Source organism: Variovorax sp. Varisp53 (assembly GCF_059491555.1).
On record NZ_CP168512.1, the window covers coordinates 2208498 to 2229139 of the forward strand.

Sequence of the window (20642 nt, forward strand, 5' to 3'; positions counted from 1 at the left end):
TTCAGCCCGAGACGCGGCCGGTGAGCCGTGTGTAAAGGTACCCAAGGAAGAGATTGACCACGAGCACCACGACGGAGATGACCGACGAGGGCGACAGGTCCACGGAGCGGAAAGCGCTGGAGAACACCTCGAAGCTCCAGGTGGCGGTCGAGCCCAGCGGCCCGCCGCCGGTGAGCACCAGGATCAGCGTGATGAGCGTGAGGTAGAGGATGCCCAGCGCCAGCGCGGTGCTGCCCAGCGTGGGCGCGATGTGCGGCCACACCGCGTGGCGCAGGCGCGCGCGCAAGCCACCTCCGTCGATGTCGATCGCCTCATACAACTCTGCCGGGATGCTTTGCAGCGAGGCGCTCATCATCACCATCACGTAGGGGAAAGACCACCACGCGGTGACCAGGATGACGAGAACGAGCGCCAGCGAAGGATCGCCCAGCATCAGGCCGGGCTCCATGCCCAGGGACCGCATCAGATAGCTCATGGGCCCGTACGAGGGATTGAGCAGCCACAGCCAGAAGCAGCCCACCACGCCCATGGACAGCGTCCAGGGCAGCAATAGCAGGGTGCGCACATACGCAGCGCCGCGCGCAATGTTCTGCAGTGCAAGGGCGCTGGCCAGCCCCAGAGGCAGCACCACTGCCAGCGCGCCGAACACGTACAGCAGGGAGTTGAGGCTGAGTTCGAGGAAGGCCGGAGAAGTGATCACCGAGACATAGTTCGCCAAGCCCACGCCTTCCACCACTTCATAGAGGCGCGTGCGGTGGACGCTCAGCCACAGCACCACGGCCGTGGGATAGAGCGTGACGGCGAGCAGCACGGCGACAGCTGGCGCAAACCAGGTGAAACGCGCCCAGAAGCCCGGCGGTCGGGGATCCGCCTGCGCCACAGTCGCGGCCTCCGCGTAGGGAACGGCATTCATAAAAACTACCTCTCATAGAACATTGTTCCAATGTAGTTGCTTGAATATGCCTCGTCATGCGGGATATCCCTCGATAATGGGTCGGATGCCGGTGCTAAATTGGAACCCTGTTCTAAATACATGGAGATTTTCGTGGCCACTGGCGACATGATCGAGCGCGTGCTGGACATCCTCACGCTGCTGGCCGACTACCCCCAAGGGCTGCCGATCAGCGAGGTCGCACGGCGACTGGAACTGCCAAAGAGCGCCGTGCACCGGTTGCTTTCCATCTTGGTGAGGCGGGGGCTGGCGGTGCAGGATGAGTACAGCCAGCGCTATCGCATGACGGTGAAACTGGCAGCCATCGGCTTTCGCTTTCTCGCGGCCTCCGGAATCACGGACATTTGCCAGCCTTCCCTGGACCGACTGGCCGCGCGCACCGGCGAACTGGTGCGCCTCGCGTTGGTGGAAGACGATGCGCTGATCTGGATCGCCAAGGCCCAGGGCTCGCTCTCCGGCCTGCGTTACGACCCCGATATGGGCCAACCCGTGGTGCTGCACGCCACGTCGACCGGCAAGGCGTGGCTCGCAACCCTGGACGACGCGCAGGCCGTGGCCCTGGTGAAGGCGCGCGGCTTCGTCGTGCCTTCCCGGTTTGGCCGGCCAGTCGTGCGCGACGAGGCCAGCCTGCTTGCCGAACTTGCGCTGACGCGCGAGCGCGGCTATGGCACGTCCATCGAGGAGGGGGAGCCAGGCACGTGCGCGGTGGGCTGCGCCATCGTGGATCCGCAAAGCCGCCGCGCCATCGGCACAGTCAGTGTGGCCGGTCCCGTGGCGCGACTCCCACCGGAGCGCATCGCAGCCATCGCGCCCGACGTGCAGGCCACCGCGGCGGAGATCGCCGACCTGTGGCCCAGCCGCAAGGTGATGGAAGCCATGATGGGGATTACGCCGCTGAAAGTCTCCAATGGATAAAGGCCTTCTCCATCGGAAGCTCGCCGGAGCAGAGGTGTCCTGCGCGCGCGCCGTTCAAGGTGTCGTTCTCATTTATATGCGTCCATCGTGCGCGGCCCGGCGAGCGGCTGCGCTGTGTTTTCGAAGGGTCGGCCAAGTCGCACTCAATCTGCGCGAGGCCTTGCCCACCACATTCAAGGAGCAAAACCATGCTGGCAGGTGAAGGCGCAGTGGCTATCTGGAACGACATCGCCGAGGCCGGGCGCGCAGAGTTTTACGCTTGGCATCTGCATGAGCACATGCCCGAGCGCGTGGGCATTCCCGGCTTTGTGCGGGGGCGCCGCTATCGCGCTGCCGATGCAGCGACGCAGCCGGAGTTCTTCACCCTGTATGAAACCGCGAGCTTCCAGGTCATCCAGGGCAGCGACTATCTGTCGCGCTTGAACGAGCCTACGGAGTGGACGCGTGCGACCACCGCACATTTCCAGACGACCACGCGATCACTCACGCGCGTGGTGGCCAGCCACGGCGTGGGCTCGGGTGGCGCGATGCTGACCATGCGCTTCGACATCGCGGACGACACGGTGCGCGACGTTGTGCCGCGTCTGAGCTCGGCGCTGGAAGCCATTGCGCGGCTGCCGCGCATCAGCGGTGCGCACCTGCTGGGCTCGGACGTCGGCATGTCGGGCCAGCGCACCGCCGAAAGCAAGGACCGCAAGGATTTGCAGGCCCCGGCTCGCTGGGTGCTGTTGCTGGAAGCCTGTGATCCCGGCGCCTTTGACGCGGCCCTTGCGCTGTTGCAACAGTCGACCGAACTGGGAGACGCGTCAGTGGGCCGCTACCTGCATGAACACACGCGGCTGAAGACCGCTTGGCAAGCGGGATGAGCGAGCTCAACTCCCCTTTGGACCCAGAGGTGCGTGCGGCTTGGTCCGAGCTCGCTCGACTGGGCCTGCCAGAGCGCAGCCGCCTGAACCTTGCGCAGCTGCGCGAGCACTTCGCGGCCGAAAACCGTTTCTGGAGCCAGCCCGGCACGCACGGCGTCCCGAGCGAACTGCAATCGAAGCAGCTGCTCGGGCGCATGGTGAGCATGCGGCGTTTTGTGCCCGCCGCCGCGCAGCCCGGCACCGTGCTGTATTGCCACGGCGGCGGATGGTGCATCGGCGATCACGAGACCAATGAAGGCCTTGCAGGGGCGCTGGCGTTGGCCTGCAAGCGAGAAGTGCTGACCATCGACTACGCTCTTGCGCCGGAGCATCCCTTTCCGCGCGCACTGAACGAGATCGTTGCCGCCTGCAAGAGCCTCGCTTTCCCCGGGCCGCTGTGGCTTGCGGGCGACTCGGCCGGCGCCACCCTGGCGCTGGCAGCGGCGTTGAGCCTCCGCGGCCAGGCGGTGGCCCAGCCAGAACTCCTGTTGCTGTTCTACGGCGCATTCGATGCAAGCTTGGCTACCGCTTCGCACCGGGAGAACGGCGACGGCAGCTGGGGCCTCACCACTGAGGAGATGCGCGGTTACTGGGACGCTTACGCGCCTGGAGCATCGCGCAACGATCCGCAGGTCTGCCCATTGCGGGCGGACCTGCGGGGGCTGCCGCCCACCTTCGTTCTGGGCGCGGCACTCGACTGCCTGCGCGACGACAGCCGCGCTCTGGCGGAGCGTCTGGCCGATGCGCGCGTGCCCAGCGAATACCTAGAGGTGCCGGGCGTGCCGCATGGCTTCATGAAGATGCAAAGCCGTGTGCGTGCAGCTGCGACGGCATTGCAGCGGGCGGCCGACTTCGCGCGACGACACCATCCCTTTTGAACGAGGAGTTTCTTATCATGGCAACAGTTGAGATTCAGGACGTAGCCAAGTCCTTCGGCAGCACGCAGATCATCCGCGGCGTGAGCATCGACATCCGCGACGGTGAATTCGTCGTGCTGGTCGGCCCGTCGGGCTGCGGCAAGTCCACGCTATTGCGCATGGTCGCAGGCCTGGAAGGCATCGACGGCGGCGAGATCCGCATCGGCGGGCGCCGCGTGAACGGCCTGCTGCCCAAGGATCGCGACATCGCCATGGTGTTTCAGAACTATGCGCTGTACCCACATCTCACGGTGGCGGACAACCTCGCGTTCTCGCTGAAGCTGCGCCATGCGCCGCAGCAGGAGACCGAAGAGCGCGTGGCCCGGGCCGCCAAGATCCTGGGGCTGGAGCCACTGCTCACGCGGCTGCCCAAGCAGCTCTCCGGCGGCCAGCGCCAGCGCGTCGCAATGGGCCGAGCCATCGTGCGCGACCCGCAGGTCTTCCTGTTCGACGAGCCGCTGTCCAACCTGGACGCCAAGCTGCGTGTGGCAATGCGCGCCGAGATTCGCGAGCTGCACCAGCGCCTGAAGGCCACCACCGTCTATGTCACGCACGACCAGATCGAGGCCATGACGATGGCAGACAAGATCGTGGCCATGCACGATGGCGTCGTGGAACAGGTAGGCACGCCGCTCGACCTGTTCGACCGGCCGCGAAACGTCTTCGTCGCGGCCTTCATCGGCTCGCCGTCGATGAACCTGCTGCCCGTCAAGGTGAACGGCAAGGGCGTTGTGGACAACGCGGGCAACCACTGGACCGTGCCTGGCGTGCCGGCCACAAGCGGGCAGGCCCTCACGCTGGGCGTGCGGCCCGAGCACCTGCGGCTGGACGCCGAGGGCGTGGAGGCGCGGGTGCTGGTGGTGGAGTCCACCGGCTCGGAGACGCACCTCATCGTCGATGCGGGCGGCACCAAGCTCACCTGCGTGCTGCGCGAACGGGTCAGTGTGCGCCCCGGCGACCAGGTGCGCCTGGGTGCGGACAGCGCGCATGTTCATCTTTTCCGCTCGGACTCCGGCGAACGGCTCGAGTCGTTGCACTGATCCCTGCAAGGATCGCAAGAGGAATGTCGCTCGTCCGATTCAGTGCTCGCGGCAGCGAGAAACTTCGGATGACCGGCGTTCAAGGGAGCGTGCGCGAGATCAATGCAGCCACGATTGGGATGTCGAGGAACCCCACGGACGACGGAATGGTCGCGAAGGCGACACCGCCCCTCGGCCCGCGCGGCCGTGCTACGTCGACTGGCAACGCTTCCCCTGTCGACCTCAACGCGTCAAAGCCGATGTTTTTCGACCAGCCGGCGCAGGCCGTCATCCGATGCTGATGTCGTACGGCCCGTACGGCCGCATCGCCATGCTGCACGGGCCGCTGGTCGTAATAAGACTCCCCAACCATACCGAACGACCAGAAGGACCATTCGAGGGTCAGGTTCGCAAACTGAGTGCCTGTGAGCTACCTATTTCACTATGCTCAATACGCGTACGCTCATTGCGCATGCCCAAAAGGGCGACGGCGCAGGCTGCGACGACCATCGGCACCGCCAGCGCCAGGAAAATCTGTCCGAGTCCCCATCCCCAGCCCATCATGGTTGCGCCGATAAAGCCGCTGGCAATAGCGCCCAAGCGGCCGAAGCCATGCATCCAGCTGATTCCTGTCGAGCGAGCCGCAGTTGGGAATGACATGGCCGAGAGCGCCTGCAAGCCAGTCATTGATCCGTGGAAGAAGCACCCCAAGGCAAACATCAATACGCACAAGGCAGCAAAATTTCTTGGTGCGACGCTGAGGGAGGCGAGGAATGCGCCAGCGATCAGAAACGTCGGTACCAGTACCCAGTGCGGACGTACGCGATCCATGATCGCACCGATACAGATCGATCCGATCGGACCGCCGAGCGTGATCAGGGACGTAATGACCACGCCCTGCCCGAGGGTGAAACCGGCGTCCTTGGCAATGACTGGCAGCCAGTTGACCATGACGTACGTGGCGCACACGCCCATGAAATACGCTAGGCACAACAAAAAAGTCCCCATGGCATAGGCTTTTGTGAACAAGATGGCGACAGATCCCTTTGATTGATCAACGGGCGTCGGAATCCAAAACGTGGCATCCGAGAGAATGCTGAAGCCTTTGTCGATTTTGCGGAGAATTTTAGGGATGACCGCAAGGCGTTTTCCTTTCAGCGTGAGAAACGCGACCGATTCAGGCAGCCACATGGCTAGGACGAGGGCCAATGCGATCGGGAGCAGCCCCCCGCTTGCGACCATGACTCGCCATCCAAATGCCGGAAGTAGCCATGCCGCAATCAGGCCGGCAACGGCAGCCCCGCCAGTAAAGCCGCTGTAGACGATCGTGACGATCAGAGATCGTTTTCTCATTGGCGCATACTCGGAAATCAGAGTAACAGCGTTTGGCAATGCCGCGCCGAGGCCGAGGCCTGTCAAGATCCGCAGCGTGATCAAGGTATTGACATCTGCCGCCTGAGAGGAAACCAAGGTCAGCACGCCGAACCAGAACACGCTCGCGGTCAGAATGAGCTTGCGACCGTAGCGGTCGCCGATGGGGCCTGCAATGAGGGCGCCGGCTGCTACGCCGAAGAAAACTGCCCCCAAGATCGAGCCCATTTGCGACTTTGTAATGCCCCAGGTCCGAATGATTTCCGGCGCAGCGAAACCCATGATCGCGACATCCATGCCATCAAATGCAACGACCAGAAAAACCAAGATAATAATAAAGATTTGATAGCGTCCGACCGGCCGCTCATCGATGAACGAACGGACATTAATTTTTTGATTCTCCGACATGGTTTGTCTCGGTATTTTGTTTGTGTGAGTGCAGCGCGAATCGCGCCGTAGTACGGGTTAAATGATTGAACGACCGCCGTCGATGAGCAGGGTTTGGCCGGAAATGTACGATCCGGCTGGCGACGCCAGCAAAATCGCGGCGCCGACGATATCGTCTGGTTCGGCGATGCGATTAGAGGGCGATCTTGCGGCCATCGCTTTTACAGCGTCTGGGGTGCTCAACATGATTTGCGAGAACGCCGTGCGCACCATCGACGGGGCTAAGGCGTTGGCGCGAATGTTCCATTGCCCCCATTCGGCCGCGATGCTGCGTACCACGCCGTTCAGCGCAGCCTTGGCGGCACCATAGGCGCCGAGAGCCGGACTGGCGCGTTCCGATGCGATACTGGACGTCATAAGAATGCTCCCGTAGCGGCGTTCGGCCATCTCCGCCAAGAATTGACGGACCAACACCAGGTTATTTCGCACTGTTGTGAGGAGCAAAGCGTCCAGCAAATCAACGTCGGTGTCGGCAATCGGCCCGACCGGGACCGGGCCGGCCGCGTGGCAAACGACAATATCGACGCGGCCGAAAGCGCGTTTGGATTCTTCGGCAAAGCTTTTGACATCGTCAAGATCGGTGATGTCGCAGCGGATACCTTTGACGTCGAAACCCTCGCTTGCCAATAACGACGCTGCCGCATCGGTGTCCGACTGGAGGTGGCTTGATACGATGACTTGCGCACCGCATTGGGCGAAGCCACGAGCAACGGCCAGCCCAATTCCGGAAGTTGAGCCGGTTACTATTGCGACTCTTCCGGCAAGGTCAAACCCCTTGTAATTCATAGTGTTTTCTCCGTGTCTCAGTTAATTAATTAAGAAATTGCAGGGCGGAGCCGGCAAATTTTTGTGGCGTACTGAACAGGAAACCCGTGGCTCAAATCTGGATCGACGATCTGTTGGGACCGGTTGGGTTCAACTGTTATTGCGCCAACACGCCGCCATCGACGGGAAGGATATGGCCGGTAACCATGCTCGATGCGGCAGTAGCAAGAAACAATACTGGCCCGGTCATGTCCGCAGGTTCGCACAGTCGTCCTAGCGGTGTCAGCGCTTCGAATTTCGCAACCACATCCGGTTGACTTGTGAGCGCTTCGGTCATTGGAGTGCGAATAATGCTCGGCGCTACAGCGTTGACGCGGACGTTATAAGGCGCCCATTCGACAGCCCACGAACGGGTCATATTGACCACCGCGCCTTTAGTAGCCTGGTAGACAATATTCGGATACCAACCGCCGGAAATACCAAGTATCGATGCGGTGTTTACGATTCGCCCGCCGCCGCCATCGCGCATGTGCCGCGCGGCGGCCCTGGCGCAAAGAAACATGCCGGTCATGTTTACTGCTACAACCGCATTCCAATCCGCGATCGTCAAATCAAACGAGGTGTTGCGCCGATTGATACCTGCGTTGTTGAATAGCACGTCGATTCGACCGTGTTGGCGCGCGACGTCCTCCATGACGCTTTCGATCGCGTCTTCATTGGACACGTCCGCAACCGCATGTTGTGCCATCGAGCCTATCTCGTTGGCCACCTGTTCTGCCGCCGCGCCGTTTGTATCTAGTACAACGACCCGGGCACCCGCGCCAGCAAACGTGTGTGCCAGGGCCCTGCCAATACCGCTACCGCCACCGGTAACGACGGTGACTTGGCCAGTAAGGCGAAAATCGGGGAATGGATGAGGCATGTGAATTCCTTCTGTTAATCAAGTGAGGTACTGGGGCAGGTCAACCCGTCACGATCGTGGCGCTGAGCGCTTCATCCCGCTTCTAGCGCGCCAATCCCCCGTGCGCCTCGACCACCCGCTCCAGCAACTCGTGCATGTGCCGCTCCTTGCAGGGCTTGCGTGGCGTATCAACTGCCCTTGAATTCGAGCGGCGGGCGCGGTGTGCCGGCCTTCAGGGCCTTGATGGCCGAAGCAAGCCCGTCCTTCACGTCTTCTGTCTCGAACAAGGGCATGGCAACGTTGAACATCACATCGTCGGCCGCCTGGACACCGCCGTTGGCCCAGGCGCGCAGCAAGGCCTTGTGGACGGCGTGGGCGCGTGTAGGGCCGTGCACGAACTTCGCGGCGAACGCGTGCGCCTCTGCAAGCAGCCCGGCATCGGCGACGGCGCGGTTGATCACGCCGAAGCGCTCCATCGTTGCGGCGGGGACGCGCTCGGAAGTCAGTGCCCATTCCATGGCACGTGCGCGTCCTGCGCGTTCGGCGACGCGGTAGATGCCGCCCAGCAGGGTCACCAAAGCAAGCGACTGTTCCGGATGGCAGAACGTTGCGCTTTCGGCGGCAAAGATGACATCGGCGCGCAACGCCAGCTCGAAACCACCTCCGGCGCACAAGCCGTGCACCACCGCGATGACAGGCAAGGGCAGGCGTTCGAAGCGATTGAAGACGTCCATGTAACCCTCGAAGCGCGCACGCAACTGGCGGGGAGGGGCGTCGGGCCACGGCAAGATGTCGCCGCCAAAGCTGAAGTTCTCGCCTTCGGCGCGCACCAGCACGACGCGCGCGTCACTGCGTTCAATCGCGTTGATCGCCGCGGCCAGTTCGTCAACCATCTGGTCGCCGATGCGATTTTGCGGTGAGCGATCGAGAATGATCGTGGCAATGCCGTGCTCGATGGTATGGGTGAGATGAGACATGTCGGGCTCCTGCGTTGTCGCAAGTTGGGGTTACGCGAGGTGTTCCTTGAACCAGTCCAGCGCGGCAGCACTGGATTGATCAAATCTGGTGATGTACGGATCGAAGTGGCCGCCGGGGATCGTCACGAGGCGCTTCGGCTCAAGGGCGCGCTCGTAGGCGGCCAGCTCGAGATCGGTCAGCGTGATCGTGTCCTGCAGCGCGACGACCATCAGCAACGGCGTGGGAGACACGCGTGCAATCCACGCGCCCGGTTCGTACATGCGCGCGGCACGCGTCGAGCGCACCGTGACGCTGTTCTCCCAGGCGCCGTCGGGCACGGGCTGCAGATAGAACTCGATGGCGTCCTTGGCGCGGTACGAAGCAGGGACGGCCGGATCGGCGCTGACGATCGTCTGCCGGCGCGGCGGCTCGCCGCGCGCCTGCGCGCGTTCGTCCGCCGAGAAGGCCTCCTCGATGGCGGCGACGGCATCGGGCGGAATGCGGCGCAGTCCTTGCTCGAAGCCGCTGATCGTCGGCACCTGCGTGACGACCGCGCGCAAGCGGCGTTCGGTTGCGCCAAGCACGAGTGCGTGGCCGCCGGAATAGCTCGTGCCCCACAAGCCGATGCGCTTCGCATCGACGACGTCCTGGTGTTCGAGGAAGCTGATCGCGCGCCGCCAATCGGCGATCTGACGCCATGGGTCGATATCCTGGCGCGGCGTGCCGTCGCTGGCGCCGAAGTTGCGGTGATCGTGCAGGAGGACGACAAAGCCGTTGGAGGCGAATTTCTCGGCGAATCGCTCCAAGCCGTGCTCCTTCACGCCTGCGTAGCCATGCGCCATGGTGATGGCGGGATGGGGCCCGGTGCCGCCGGTGGGCACATAGAGCCAGCCGCGCAGCGTGACGCCGCCCTCGGCTTCGAATGCGATATCGGTACGTTGAAACATGGGAGTTCTCCTTGTAGAAAGATGTCAGGCGACGCCGTAAAAGTGACTCGCATCGACCTTGCCTTGCAGGCGGCGACCGAGTTCCGCGGAAAATTTCCGGTCGCCATCAAGCGGCCGGCGATGAATCGCTGCGTGCACGATCTCGCTCGACGCCAAGTCAATCACCCGGTCGCTCAAGCGTGAAGATCTGTCCCGCGCCGATTTCGAAGTAGTCGGCCGGCCCACCGCCGCGCAGGATCGGGCGCGCCTGCGCAGTCTGGTAAACGCCGTTCGTGATCAGCTGCCGGTCAATGTGGATCGCTACTGCTTCGCCTAACACCAGCCACGCCGGGAGCGCCGCGCCGCCCTGCGCCTCAAGCTGCACGATCTGGGTGACCACGCACTCGAACTGCACCGGGCTAGCCGCAACGCGCGCTGGCCGCACCTTGGCGGAGGGCAGCGTCTCCAGCTTGGCCAACTCGAACTCATCGACGTGCGCGGGCGCCATTGCCGCGGAGGCGTTCATCGCCTCGGCGAGCTCTCGCGTCGCCAGATTCCATACGAACTCGCCGGTGTCACGCGCGTTGGCGAGCGAGTCCTTCGCACCAAGCGAGCAAAAGCCGACGATCGGCGGCTTGTAGCTGAACAGGTTGAAGAAGCTGTAGGGCGCAAGGTTGCGCACGCCGTCGTTAGAGACTGTGCTGATCCAGCCAATCGGTCGCGGAGCGACGATGGCGTTGAGCGGATCGTGACGCAGGGAATGCCCTTGTGCCGGTTCGTAGAAATGCCAGTCGGTCATAGCTTCACTTCTTTTGGGGCGGGAGCAAGGAATGCAGCCTCCAACGCTTCCGGCTCGGTGCGCGTCCGCGGCACCAGGGCCGGGGTGGTGGCTGTATTCATTTCGATACCCGTCCAGAGAATGGTGTCGGATCAAAGCCAGATAAGGCCCACGCCTGAGAAACGAACGAGACATCCGTTTCAAGTCAATTTCGCTGTCCCGTTTCCAAGGAACAGGGCAGCTTCGTCCTTCTTACTTGTTTACCCAAGGCATAGAGAGGTCGATGTCAGAGACCAGCTTTCCACCGCCGAAGCTCATGTTCTCCAACGGAATGGCATACATCGTCAGGCTGATATCGTCTTTGCTGACGCCAACCTTTTCTACTGCGTATCGGGTAACCAACTCCGCGAGCTTGCGTTTCTGCTCCACCGTCCTGCTCGTACCGAACGTCACCGTTACGACCATGCGCTTGTCGGATCTCTCCATGGCAGGAAAGGTCGGATGGATGAAGAATTCGTCGTCCTTGTGCTCACTGATGATGACGAAACGGTCATCCATAGGCGTATCCATGGCTTCATGAAGAGCGAGATTCAAGGCATCCGCCAGGGCCCGCTTCTCTTCGCTGGAGAACTTTTGAGCCGGAATGTGGGCGTGAAATGTTGGCACGAGTGTTTTCTCGGTTGTGTTGTTCAGGTTAAATGAGGCGATGAAGTTGGATGTTTTCCCGGCTTAGCTAAAGAAGTCCTGACCGAGTGTTCCTGCGAGCCGCTCCTGGAGGCCAGATGAGAATTCACGAACGACGGGAAACGGGCTCTGAAAGAGCTTGATGTTGTTGATGAGGCCAGACTCATTCCGGGTGATGATGGTGGTGCCGGCGACCGGCTTACCACCGTGGGTGGCATCCCACTCAAGGTAAGTCTTCGCACCGTCGACCGTCTCCGCAGTGAACACGAAGTCTTCGTACATCGTGCTCGTCGCGGTAAAGAACGCCCCGATGAGTGCCGGGCCGACCACGGCCTTGCTGAGGGCTGAGGTCTGAAGGCTGGCGTCAGCGGTGAACGACGCCGCGAAGTCGCTCGTTCCTTTCTTCTTGACGATTTGCATCCATGCCGTTCCCGGCGCGTTGGTGTCAGTAGTCATTGCAATCTCCTAGGTTGATCTCGGTAGTCGTTGCGATATTCCCATCGCATGTCTACGACTTCTATTTGTCGAGGTGCCCAACGAGAAACTCGCCGGCTCTCTGCAGCGCGTCGTGGGCCTGAGGCAAAGAGCCTGTCTGAATGTGCCAAACGTGCAGCATCTCCGGCCAGACCTCAAGGTGTGACTCGCAGCCGGCCGCGCGCACCTTTCGGTCAATTTCAATGGCGTCGTCTAGAAGTACTTCGTCGCTTCCGACATGGATGAGCAGTGGGGGAAAACCGTGCATGTCGGCGAACACGGGTGAGATGCGTGGATCCTTCAAATCGTGGTTGCCAGCGTAAGCCTGGACCATCTCCCGCATCGCACTCGCGTTGACCATTGGGTCGCGGTCGGCCAACTGCGTCAACGAGGGCAGCGTCAGCGTTAAGTCTGCCCATGGGCTGATCAGTAGCGCTGCTCGCGCGTCCTTGTGGCCCTTCGAGGATGCATAGGCAAGAACGTTGAGAACCATGCCGCCGCCACTGGAGTCTCCTGCCACGGCGAACGGCTTGCCAAGCGCACGCACTGCTTCGTAGCCGCGGATGGACTCGTCGTAGGACGCCGGAAATGGGTGCTCAGGTGCCTTGGAGTGGTCCAGGACGATGACCTGGGACCTTGCCGCTCGAGACAACTCTCCGAGCATGCCCAGATGCGAGGCAGGAGAGCCAGCCACCCAGCCACCACCGTGGAAATGGTAGATGACTCGGTCTTTGGATGCTCCGGGGGCCGTAATCGCCACCGCGGCTACGCCATCGAGTTCGATCGGCTCGACGGCTAGGTCAGCCGCCGGCGGGTTTGCTTGTGAAATTGCCTCCATGCCAGCGCGGAGCGCTTCGATGGTGCCTACGGGAGTCGCAACGGCGAAGGCGAACATCGCATCCCGGAGCTTCCGAATGGAAGATGAATCGTAGGTCATGGTTCAGCTCACTTCAGGCCGAGGAAGGTCGCCGGGACCCAGTCGTAGCCAGCGCCGGTGTCGGCCTTGCGAACACGGCCCAGGCCAGGGAACGGCATGTGGGCGGCGGCAATCATCGTCTTGTCCGCGGCGAGTTTCACCAGAAGGTCTTCACGCGTTTTGATGGCCGTCGGGCCGTCTGAGTCGAAGGCGATGCCGATTTCCGGGTGCGGCATCTGGACGGCGAGGACGTGAGCGGTGTCACCCCAGACCAGCAGCGACTGACCCTTTGAGGAAATCATGTAGCCGGTGTGACCGGGCGTATGGCCGGGAATGGCATACGGTGCGATGCCGGGGACGACTTCGTCCATGCCTTCGTACGGCTTCCACTTGCCGGCAGCGATGTAAGGCGCGGCGGCATCCTGTGCCACCTTGAAGAAGATCTTTGCGTCTTCCGGGGCCTTGGCCATGATTTCCTTCGACAGCCAGAAGTCGGCGTCGGCCTTCTTCATCATTACGGTCGCATTCGGGAAGACGCGTTTCCCGTTTTTGTAGATTCCGCCAGCATGGTCGGCGTGAAGATGGGTCAGCAGCACCAGGTCAACCTGCTCCGGCTTGTAGCCGGAGGCTTTCAAGTTCTGCACGAGCTTGCCCAGCTCGGGTGGGCCCCAGTGGCCGCCTGCACCCGTATCGATGAGAACGAGCTTGGAGCCGGTGTTGACGAGGAAGCCTTGGACGGTGGCCGAGACATTTTTGGGATCGTTTTGGAAGGAGCGCGCCAGGAGAGACTGGATAAGCGCCGGATCGCCATGCAGGAGGCTGGAGTCGATGCCGGCGCTGCCGTCATGGAGCGCGGTGACTTCATAGTCGCCAATCAGCGCGCGATAGAAGCCCGGAACCTGCTTGTGCTGCATCGGCGCTGCAGCTTGGGCCGGTGCTACCGCAACGAAGGTGCCAGCGAATGCCAGCGATACCGCGAGCACGGCACGCGAAGTGATGGTGGAGAATTTCATAGTGTTTCCTAACGATCTGCCAAGATCTCTACGGCACTTGCATTGTGCAAGTGGTTGAATGATATGCCTGCAACTTGCATAATGCAAGTAGAAATTTAGGAGAGGACTTTGTCGCAAATGAGACGATCGGGCTGCCCGATCAACCTAACGCTTGAGCAGATCGGCGACCGCTGGAGCCTGATCGTTATCCGCGATGTCATGTTCGAGAACAGGCGCAGCTATGGCGCTCTGCTGGAGCAAAACAAGGAAGGCATCGCCTCGAACATCCTTGCAAGCCGGCTGAAGCACTTGACCGCGTCTGGCCTGCTGACACGATCTCCGGATCCGAATCATCAGCAGAAAGGCATCTACAGCCTCACGGAAGCGGCCATACAGCTTGTACCTCTGCTCGCATATATGGCTGCCTGGGGCCTTCGGCATACGCATCCGGAGGCGTCTTTGCGCTCGGAACTGCTGGAAAAGGGCGGCCCTTCACTTTGGAATGCCTTGATGGATGAACTACGTTATTTGCACCTCGGTGCACCGCGTCCGGCGCGCTCAGTATTGGCCGAGTTCCGGGCCGACACGAGAGTTGAACAAGGGCGAGGGCCGCAATGCGCGGGCCCGCGCACCAAGCCCAACGCACAGGCGTTGGTCGATGCGGAATCGATGCCGGCCGCATCGCTACCTAGCCGAAGGACTAAGCCAGCCTGACCAGCTACTGGGTCGGGTGCTGAAAAAGCGGGTTGCAACTCGTGCACCGGAAAGCCAAGAGCGTTGCCAGAACCTTGAGCAATTGCGCGAAGCCATGTCAGCCTGCATGCGACATCGTCACACCAAGGCGATGCGACGCCGATGCTGACGGTGCTTTCTATCGCATGATGCACGACGAGGCCCCCTCATTCAATGCAGCCACGCTGCCTGGCGCGGTGCCCGCGAAAAACGCGATGCAGCTATCAACGGCATCGCAGCGGCGGCGCACTTGAGGCAATGCGCGGCCAAGGCAAAGACTACATCACCGCACCAAGTTGCCACGGCACGAATTCATCGGTGCCTATGCCGAGTGCTTCGCTTTTGGTCTTGCCGCCGGAGGCCGTCTCCAGCATCAGCGCGAACAGCCGCGCACCGGCATCCTCAACGCTGGCCGTACCGTCGAGCACTTCGCCAGCGTTGAAATCCATGTCTTCATTCATGCGCCGGTAGAGGCCTGAATTGGTGGCGATCTTCAGCGAAGGCGAAGGCTTGCAGCCATAGACCGAGCCTCGTCCGGTGGTAAAGCAGAGCAGGGTGGCGCCGCCGGCAACCTGGCCGGTTGCAGAGACCGGGTCATAGCCGGGCGTGTCCATGAACACCAGCCCATGGGCTTGAACAGGCCTGGCATATTCGACAACCGCCATCAAGCCGCTGCTGCCGCCCTTGGCCACCGCACCGAGAGACTTTTCAAGAATGGTCGTCAAGCCGCCCGCCTTGTTGCCCGGCGATGGGTTGTTGTTCATCTCGCCGTGGTTGCGCGAGGTGTAGTCCTCCCACCAGCGCAGGCGCTCTTCAAGCTTTTCGGCCACTGCCGGCAGGACGGCGCGGGCCGTCAGCAAATGCTCTGCGCCATAGATCTCTGGTGTTTCCGACAGGATCGCGGTTCCGCCATGACACACGAGCAAGTCCACCGCGGCGCCCAGCACCGGATTGGCCGAGATGCCCGAATAGCCGTCAGAGCCGCCGCATTGCAGGCCGACAACCAGGTGTTTGGCAGCCACCGGCTGTCGCAGTACTTTGTTCGCCTCAGGCAACATCGACTCGATGGCCGCCACTCCGGCATCGATCGCCGCGCGCGTGCCACCGCTGGACTGAATGCCCAGGGTGCGCAGCATCGGGCCTTCAGAAAGTTCACCGGCCACTTTCAAAGCATCAAGCTGGTTGGACTCGCAGCCCAATCCAACGATCAGCACTCCAGCAAAGTTGGCGTGCCGCGCATAGCCTGCCAGCGTGCGGCGCAGCAAGGCCAGTCCTTCGCCATCGGGGTCCATCGCACAGCCGCTGCCGTGTGTGAGCGGTACTACGCCATCGACATTCGGATAGGCGGAGAGGGCCGCACCCTTGAAGCGCTCGGCAATCGCGTGCGACACATTGGCGGAGCAATTGACAGTTGACAGAATTCCGATGTAGTTGCGCGTTGCGATGCGGCCGTCGGCACGGACTATGCCCATGAAGGTTGCGGCGGGATTGATGAAACTGGTTGGCCGATAGGCCTCGCCCACACTGGAGCTGCGCGTGAACTCACCCATGCCGAGGTTGTGCACATGCACATGCTCGCCGGCGCTGATGGGCTGCGTCGCCATGCCGATGACCTGGCCATAACGGCGCACAGCCGCACCTTTCGCGATGTCATGCAGGGCAACCTTGTGGCCGGCGGGAACGGGGCCGGCACATGCTGGCCCAAGCGGGTCGAGCGATTCACCAGCGGCCAGGTCGCGCCGGGCAATACCGACGTCGTCTTGCGCGGCCAGCCTGATCAGCGGTGCCACATCATTCGCAGCTTTGGATACAACAGTTGATTGATTCATGGAACCTTGGTATCGCCTTGGTGTTGATCAGAGCAGCCCGCGCTGCGCCAGATTGCCCATCAGCGCAGTGATGCCGAAGCTCCAGGGCGCGATGCTGCTGCAGTGGTTGACGCGGTTGACCAGCGTGCCGAGCCGGGGCGTGGCCACGCGCACCACATCGCCCACTTCATGGGTAAAGCCAAGGCCGGGCCCGTGGCGGTCTTGCGTCGGCGCAAACATCGTGCCCAGAAACAGCATGAAGCCGTCGGGGTACTGGTGGTTCGGGCCGATCACCTGCGCCACGATGTCGAGCGGATCGCGACTGATCTGGGCCAGCGAACTGGCGCCGTGCATGGTGAAGCCTTCCGGGCCGTCGATCCGCATCGCGAGATCGGCGCGGCGTACATCGTCGATCGTGAACCCCGCATCGAACAACCGAATGAAGGGGCCGATCGCGCACGAGGCGTTGTTGTCCTTGGCCTTGCCGAGCAGCAGCGCGCTGCGCCCTTCAAAATCGCGCAGGTTCACATCGTTGCCAAGTGCTGCGCCGACGGCCGCGCCGCTGCTGTTGATTGCAAGCACCACCTCGGGCTCGGGGTTGTTCCACTTCGACTCCGCATGAATGCCGACCTGCGCGCCGGTGCCCACCGCCGACAGCACCGGCGCCTTGGTGAAGATTTCGGCATCCGGGCCAATGCCGACTTCGAGGTATTGCGACCAGACCCCCTGCTCAATCAAGATCTGTTTGACACGCGCAGCCTCATGCGAGCCGGGCACGATGCCGGCCAGGTTGTCGCCCAGGATGCCCGACAGCGCCGTGCGGATCGCCTGAGCACGCGAAGCATCGCCGCGCGCCTGCTCTTCGATCACGCGCTCCAGCAGGCTGGCGACAAAGGTCACGCCGCTGGCCTTGACGACTTGCAGATCGCACGGGGCCCGCAGCCACGGATGCGACTCGTCCCGCAGGGCCTCGTCGGAGTTGGCCAGCACCCCGGCGAGCGGCGCCAGCGGGGTTGCCGTCGGCAGGGCGGCGCGCACGGCACTCACCACATCGGGCAATTCCAGCAATTGACTGACGGTGGCTCCCAGCCCCGACAAATCGAGCAGCATGCCGTCATGGCAAGCGATCACCGTCGGGCCGATGCCGGGCTGCCAGAGCCTGCCAATCAGCAGCGCATCGGTGGCGTCGTCCGGCAGGGTGCAGGAAAGATCGAGGGACATGGAAACTCTCTGCCTTATTGTTTCGTGAGTTGCGGCTGCCCGACATGCACCAGGTACATCGCACCTTCAATGCGCCGCGAAAAGCAATGCACGGGTGATCGGCACGCGTGTTGTTTCCTTCGATGAATGGACTTCGGTTTTCAGGCCGATGTCTTTTGCGAAAGGATTGACACTTGTCTTGCGTGTCGTTAAAGTAACTTTGTTCCAACAAGAATTCTGTTTCTTCAAATGCGGCTTGTCAAGGGTTTATTGGAGAGGTGTCTCGAAGTCATCGAACTGCTGGCGGTAGAAGGTCAATGGCGCCGCCTGTCTGACATTGCGACTGCACTGGACCTGCAAAAAGGCCCGGCGCATCGGCTGCTGGCGGAAATGGCCACGCTCGGATGGATTGAGCAGGATGCCGAAACCGACCGCTATCGCCTGACGCTGAAGCTCGCCTTGCTGGGCCAGCAATATCTGCGCGGCACTGGCTTGCCTGGCATCGTGCAGCCCGTGCTCGATGAGGCGGCCAGGCGCTGCGGCGAGCTGGTGCGGCTGACCGTTGTGCAGGGCGACGCGCTGCACTGGTTCGCATCGGCCCAAGGCGCGCCGCCCGGCCTGATGTACCAGCCGGCACTCAATGGCCGGCCAGTGCTGCACACCACCGCCAATGGCAAGGCGTGGCTGGCCACGATGAGCAACGAAGCGGCGACTCGGCTGGCATTGCAAAACGGCTTGGGCCAGCCGGCCGCTCCCGGCAAACTCGCCGGTCCCCGTGCGATGCAAACCATTGATGAGCTGCTGCGCGAACTGGACGCGACCCGCGCCCGCGGTTACGGACTGGCAGTTGAAGAGGCGGAGCCCGGCGTGAAAGCGATTGCGGCAGCAGTGCGCGAGCCCGAAAGTCAGCGCGTGCTGGGCACGATCAGCATCGCCGGCCCGCTGCTGCGCATGGGCACCGAGCGCGACGCGGAGTTTCACGCCCTGCTGCAGCAGGCCAGCGGAACGCTGGGCTTGGTCTGGCCCCAGGGATGACAGCGCGGCGGAAAAACGCCGAATGAGGCTTGCAGACCCGACAGGCAATTTCAGTCGACACAAGGAAACAGACAGATGAACGGTATCCAGATCGAGAGCGTCAAAAGCGCGACCGGCTCTTATTCGACTTGCGACAAGATCAACGAAATTTTTTTCAGCCAAGGTGTGCTGCGCCGCTCTGACAAAGGGGCAGCGCCCGTGAGGCTGGCCGCATGACCAACATGGAGCCGAGCGCCATCGAGGCCGCCGCGCGCTACCTGCACGCACTTCAGTCGTCGGGTCGCTTCGGTGCGAGGCTGGGAGCCGGCTTGCGCCCTGCCACGCCGGAAGACGGTTGGCGCATCCAGCGGCGGATCAGCGAACTGCGCGGCAGCCCCGTCATCGGCTGGAAATGCGGGTTGCCCCCGGGCGATCGCTGGGTCGCCGCCGCGCTGCACGATGCAAAGCCATCGGGCGGCATGGCTGCCGCACCTGCCGGACCGACAGGCACAGCGCGCATCGAACCCGAACTGGCATTCGATCTCAAGCAAAGCCTGCCGCCAAGGGCCAGCCCCTACACCCGCGCCGATGTCAACGCCGCCATCGGCAGCGTGCGGTTGGCGGTCGAGGTGCTCGGTTGTCGCTATGACGATGCTGCAGACGCCAGTGGCCCTGAACTGATGGCCGACAGCCTGTGGCACCAAAGCGTGGTGCTGGGGCCGACCATCGCTGTGGACTCTGCGCAGGAGCCATTTCCTGGTCCCTTCGAGATTGCGCTCTCGGTACAAGGCCATGACGACACCACATTTGCCGCGAGCCATCCCAACGGCGACCCGCGCTTGCCTCTTTACTGGCTTGCCGAGTTTCTGCGCAGCCAGGGCACGGGTCTAGAGGTCGGGCAGGCAGTTATCACCGGCTCATTTGCGGGGGCGATTGACCTACCGTTCAAGCGTCCCGCCGTGCTTCGCTATGGCAACTTCGGTGAGCTTGCGCTGACGCTCGAGCAGCTTTGACAACGCGGCCTCAAACCTGAATACATATTCTTGAAACCCAAAAGGATTCCCCATGCGTCTCGTTCGATTCGGCCCCCGTGGCTCTGAAAAACCCGGCCTCATTGATGCACAAGGCACCTTGCGCGATTTGTCTTCCGTCGTGAGCGACATTCACGGGCCAACACTTTCGCCCGAGAGCCTTGCGAGGCTGCGCGCCCTCGATACGTCGAGCTTGCCCGCGATGCCCGCCGATACACGGCTCGGCCCCTGCGTGGGCCAGGTTCCGAATGTGGTTTGCATCGGCCTCAACTATTCCGACCATGCGGCGGAAACCAACACGCCGATTCCCACACAGCCGATTGTCTTCAACAAGCACACAAGCGCGCTGGCTGGGCCCAACGATCCAGTCGTCGTCGCACCCGGCTCAGGCAAGCTTGATTGGGAGGTCGAACTCGCCATCGTGATCGGTCGTCCGGCCTGGCATGTCAGCGAAGCAGAAGCGCTGCAATATGTGGCCGGCTACTGCCTTTGCAACGACGTGTCAGAGCGTGCCTGGCAGATCGAAATGGAAGGCCAGTGGACCAAAGGCAAAAGCTACCTCGGCTATGCGCCGATAGGCCCCTGGCTGCTGACGGCCGACGAAGTGCCGGACCCGCAGAATATCGACCTCTGGCTCGACGTGAACGGAACTCGCCGGCAGACCGGCAACACCCGCACGCAGATTTTCGGCGTTGCAACCATCGTGTCTTATCTCAGCCGCTTTATGGCGCTTCAGCCCGGCGACGTGATTCCAACCGGTACGCCGCCGGGTGTCGGTCTCGGCCAGAAACCGCCTGTGTTCCTGAAGGACGGTGATGTAATGACCTTGGGCAGTGACCTGCTCGGCACGCAGCGCCAGCAAACCGTTGCCTACAGCGATGCCATGGGCGCCGCCTGGCGCGCTGGTCAGTTGCCTGAGCTTTAAGGCGACGGCAAAA

At 62.4% G+C, this 20642-nt stretch carries 23 protein-coding genes; 9 read left to right on the forward strand and 14 right to left on the reverse strand.

Annotated features, from left to right (window positions below):
• Position 1: 1 nt before the first annotated feature.
• Positions 2-913, reverse strand: coding sequence for a carbohydrate ABC transporter permease (locus ACEOAB_RS10245; RefSeq protein WP_056596008.1), 912 nt, complete (start codon positions 911-913; stop codon positions 2-4).
• Between the two features lie 132 nt (positions 914-1045).
• Here ACEOAB_RS10245 and ACEOAB_RS10250 point away from each other — a divergent pair, with 132 nt between their 5' ends.
• From ACEOAB_RS10250 to ACEOAB_RS10265, 4 genes are all read left to right on the forward strand, one after another.
• Positions 1046-1867, forward strand: a complete 822-nt coding sequence (locus tag ACEOAB_RS10250) for an IclR family transcriptional regulator (protein ID WP_200955462.1) — start codon at positions 1046-1048, stop codon at positions 1865-1867.
• Between the two features lie 188 nt (positions 1868-2055).
• Positions 2056-2733 carry a hypothetical protein gene (locus tag ACEOAB_RS10255; protein WP_056596006.1) on the forward strand — a complete coding sequence of 226 codons (678 nt, stop codon included), beginning with the start codon at positions 2056-2058 and terminating at the stop codon, positions 2731-2733.
• Entirely contained in the window at positions 2730-3650 is a 921-nt protein-coding gene (locus ACEOAB_RS10260; RefSeq protein ID WP_413747481.1) for an alpha/beta hydrolase, read from the forward strand. The genes ACEOAB_RS10255 and ACEOAB_RS10260 overlap by 4 nt, the downstream gene beginning before the upstream one ends.
• Before the next feature lie 17 nt (positions 3651-3667).
• Positions 3668-4729: an ABC transporter ATP-binding protein gene (locus ACEOAB_RS10265; protein WP_413747482.1), complete on the forward strand. Its 1062-nt coding sequence runs from the start codon at positions 3668-3670 to the stop codon at positions 4727-4729.
• A gap of 381 nt (positions 4730-5110) precedes the next feature.
• Here ACEOAB_RS10265 and ACEOAB_RS10270 read toward each other — a convergent pair whose 3' ends face one another.
• The 11 genes from ACEOAB_RS10270 to ACEOAB_RS10320 all read right to left on the reverse strand — a co-directional run bounded on the left by ACEOAB_RS10270 (position 5111) and on the right by ACEOAB_RS10320 (position 13940).
• Positions 5111-6487 (reverse strand): MFS transporter, encoded by a 1377-nt coding sequence (locus tag ACEOAB_RS10270; RefSeq protein WP_056595995.1) that lies wholly within the window; start codon positions 6485-6487, stop codon positions 5111-5113.
• 57 nt (positions 6488-6544) lie between these two features.
• Positions 6545-7312 (reverse strand): SDR family NAD(P)-dependent oxidoreductase, encoded by a 768-nt coding sequence (locus ACEOAB_RS10275; RefSeq protein ID WP_056595992.1) that lies wholly within the window; start codon positions 7310-7312, stop codon positions 6545-6547.
• A 136-nt stretch (positions 7313-7448) separates the two neighbouring features.
• Positions 7449-8213 (reverse strand): SDR family NAD(P)-dependent oxidoreductase, encoded by a 765-nt coding sequence (locus tag ACEOAB_RS10280; protein WP_082572183.1) that lies wholly within the window; start codon positions 8211-8213, stop codon positions 7449-7451.
• A 167-nt stretch (positions 8214-8380) separates the two neighbouring features.
• Complete coding sequence (locus tag ACEOAB_RS10285; protein ID WP_056595989.1) at positions 8381-9169, reverse strand: enoyl-CoA hydratase/isomerase family protein; 789 nt, start codon at positions 9167-9169, stop codon at positions 8381-8383.
• 30 nt (positions 9170-9199) lie between these two features.
• Positions 9200-10096 (reverse strand): alpha/beta hydrolase, encoded by an 897-nt coding sequence (locus ACEOAB_RS10290; RefSeq protein WP_056595986.1) that lies wholly within the window; start codon positions 10094-10096, stop codon positions 9200-9202.
• A gap of 24 nt (positions 10097-10120) precedes the next feature.
• A complete protein-coding gene (locus tag ACEOAB_RS10295) occupies positions 10121-10273 on the reverse strand; it encodes a hypothetical protein (protein ID WP_413747483.1) in 153 nt (50 codons plus the stop codon).
• Positions 10254-10874: a flavin reductase family protein gene (locus tag ACEOAB_RS10300; RefSeq protein WP_413747484.1), complete on the reverse strand. Its 621-nt coding sequence runs from the start codon at positions 10872-10874 to the stop codon at positions 10254-10256. Before ACEOAB_RS10300 ends, ACEOAB_RS10295 begins: the two co-directional genes overlap by 20 nt.
• Positions 10875-11105: 231 nt before the next feature.
• Positions 11106-11519: a tautomerase family protein gene (locus ACEOAB_RS10305; protein ID WP_056595979.1), complete on the reverse strand. Its 414-nt coding sequence runs from the start codon at positions 11517-11519 to the stop codon at positions 11106-11108.
• 63 nt (positions 11520-11582) lie between these two features.
• Positions 11583-11993: a hypothetical protein gene (locus ACEOAB_RS10310; protein WP_413747485.1), complete on the reverse strand. Its 411-nt coding sequence runs from the start codon at positions 11991-11993 to the stop codon at positions 11583-11585.
• Between the two features lie 61 nt (positions 11994-12054).
• A complete protein-coding gene (locus ACEOAB_RS10315) occupies positions 12055-12948 on the reverse strand; it encodes an alpha/beta hydrolase (protein ID WP_413747486.1) in 894 nt (297 codons plus the stop codon).
• Between the two features lie 8 nt (positions 12949-12956).
• A complete protein-coding gene (locus ACEOAB_RS10320; protein ID WP_413747487.1) occupies positions 12957-13940 on the reverse strand; it encodes an MBL fold metallo-hydrolase in 984 nt (327 codons plus the stop codon).
• Between the two features lie 117 nt (positions 13941-14057).
• Here ACEOAB_RS10320 and ACEOAB_RS10325 point away from each other — a divergent pair, with 117 nt between their 5' ends.
• Positions 14058-14633, forward strand: coding sequence for a winged helix-turn-helix transcriptional regulator (locus tag ACEOAB_RS10325; RefSeq protein ID WP_082572181.1), 576 nt, complete (start codon positions 14058-14060; stop codon positions 14631-14633).
• Between the two features lie 296 nt (positions 14634-14929).
• On the opposite strand, the gene ACEOAB_RS10330 is transcribed toward ACEOAB_RS10325, so the two are convergent.
• Complete coding sequence (locus ACEOAB_RS10330; protein WP_413747488.1) at positions 14930-16480, reverse strand: UxaA family hydrolase; 1551 nt, start codon at positions 16478-16480, stop codon at positions 14930-14932.
• 27 nt (positions 16481-16507) lie between these two features.
• Positions 16508-17680, reverse strand: coding sequence for a fumarylacetoacetate hydrolase family protein (locus ACEOAB_RS10335; RefSeq protein WP_495653696.1), 1173 nt, complete (start codon positions 17678-17680; stop codon positions 16508-16510).
• Between the two features lie 228 nt (positions 17681-17908).
• Here ACEOAB_RS10335 and ACEOAB_RS10340 point away from each other — a divergent pair, with 228 nt between their 5' ends.
• The 4 genes from ACEOAB_RS10340 (at position 17909) to ACEOAB_RS10355 (ending at position 20629) form a co-directional block, all read left to right on the forward strand.
• Positions 17909-18694, forward strand: a complete 786-nt coding sequence (locus ACEOAB_RS10340; protein WP_056595963.1) for an IclR family transcriptional regulator — start codon at positions 17909-17911, stop codon at positions 18692-18694.
• Between the two features lie 75 nt (positions 18695-18769).
• A complete protein-coding gene (locus tag ACEOAB_RS10345; protein ID WP_157610183.1) occupies positions 18770-18910 on the forward strand; it encodes a hypothetical protein in 141 nt (46 codons plus the stop codon).
• On the forward strand, positions 18907-19686 hold the full coding sequence (locus ACEOAB_RS10350; RefSeq protein ID WP_413747490.1) for a hydratase: 780 nt from the start codon (positions 18907-18909) through the stop codon (positions 19684-19686). Before ACEOAB_RS10345 ends, ACEOAB_RS10350 begins: the two co-directional genes overlap by 4 nt.
• A gap of 52 nt (positions 19687-19738) precedes the next feature.
• Positions 19739-20629, forward strand: coding sequence for a fumarylacetoacetate hydrolase family protein (locus ACEOAB_RS10355; RefSeq protein ID WP_056595957.1), 891 nt, complete (start codon positions 19739-19741; stop codon positions 20627-20629).
• Positions 20630-20642 lie beyond the last annotated feature (13 nt).

Excerpts from the sequence above, each read along its gene's own strand:
- ACEOAB_RS10245 (WP_056596008.1), bottom strand. The coding sequence starts at position 913 with ATGAATGCCGTTCCCTACGCGGAGGCCGCGACTGTGGCGCAGGCGGAT.
- ACEOAB_RS10255 (WP_056596006.1), top strand. The coding sequence starts at position 2,056 with ATGCTGGCAGGTGAAGGCGCAGTGGCTATCTGGAACGACATCGCCGAG.
- ACEOAB_RS10260 (WP_413747481.1), top strand. The coding sequence starts at position 2,730 with ATGAGCGAGCTCAACTCCCCTTTGGACCCAGAGGTGCGTGCGGCTTGG.
- ACEOAB_RS10265 (WP_413747482.1), top strand. The coding sequence starts at position 3,668 with ATGGCAACAGTTGAGATTCAGGACGTAGCCAAGTCCTTCGGCAGCACG.
- ACEOAB_RS10270 (WP_056595995.1), bottom strand. The coding sequence starts at position 6,487 with ATGTCGGAGAATCAAAAAATTAATGTCCGTTCGTTCATCGATGAGCGG.
- ACEOAB_RS10275 (WP_056595992.1), bottom strand. The coding sequence starts at position 7,312 with ATGAATTACAAGGGGTTTGACCTTGCCGGAAGAGTCGCAATAGTAACC.
- ACEOAB_RS10280 (WP_082572183.1), bottom strand. The coding sequence starts at position 8,213 with ATGCCTCATCCATTCCCCGATTTTCGCCTTACTGGCCAAGTCACCGTC.
- ACEOAB_RS10285 (WP_056595989.1), bottom strand. The coding sequence starts at position 9,169 with ATGTCTCATCTCACCCATACCATCGAGCACGGCATTGCCACGATCATT.
- ACEOAB_RS10290 (WP_056595986.1), bottom strand. The coding sequence starts at position 10,096 with ATGTTTCAACGTACCGATATCGCATTCGAAGCCGAGGGCGGCGTCACG.
- ACEOAB_RS10300 (WP_413747484.1), bottom strand. The coding sequence starts at position 10,874 with ATGACCGACTGGCATTTCTACGAACCGGCACAAGGGCATTCCCTGCGT.
- ACEOAB_RS10310 (WP_413747485.1), bottom strand. The coding sequence starts at position 11,993 with ATGACTACTGACACCAACGCGCCGGGAACGGCATGGATGCAAATCGTC.
- ACEOAB_RS10315 (WP_413747486.1), bottom strand. The coding sequence starts at position 12,948 with ATGACCTACGATTCATCTTCCATTCGGAAGCTCCGGGATGCGATGTTC.
- ACEOAB_RS10320 (WP_413747487.1), bottom strand. The coding sequence starts at position 13,940 with ATGAAATTCTCCACCATCACTTCGCGTGCCGTGCTCGCGGTATCGCTG.
- ACEOAB_RS10325 (WP_082572181.1), top strand. The coding sequence starts at position 14,058 with ATGAGACGATCGGGCTGCCCGATCAACCTAACGCTTGAGCAGATCGGC.
- ACEOAB_RS10330 (WP_413747488.1), bottom strand. The coding sequence starts at position 16,480 with ATGAATCAATCAACTGTTGTATCCAAAGCTGCGAATGATGTGGCACCG.
- ACEOAB_RS10335 (WP_495653696.1), bottom strand. The coding sequence starts at position 17,680 with ATGTCCCTCGATCTTTCCTGCACCCTGCCGGACGACGCCACCGATGCG.
- ACEOAB_RS10340 (WP_056595963.1), top strand. The coding sequence starts at position 17,909 with ATGCGGCTTGTCAAGGGTTTATTGGAGAGGTGTCTCGAAGTCATCGAA.
- ACEOAB_RS10345 (WP_157610183.1), top strand. The coding sequence starts at position 18,770 with ATGAACGGTATCCAGATCGAGAGCGTCAAAAGCGCGACCGGCTCTTAT.
- ACEOAB_RS10350 (WP_413747490.1), top strand. The coding sequence starts at position 18,907 with ATGACCAACATGGAGCCGAGCGCCATCGAGGCCGCCGCGCGCTACCTG.
- ACEOAB_RS10355 (WP_056595957.1), top strand. The coding sequence starts at position 19,739 with ATGCGTCTCGTTCGATTCGGCCCCCGTGGCTCTGAAAAACCCGGCCTC.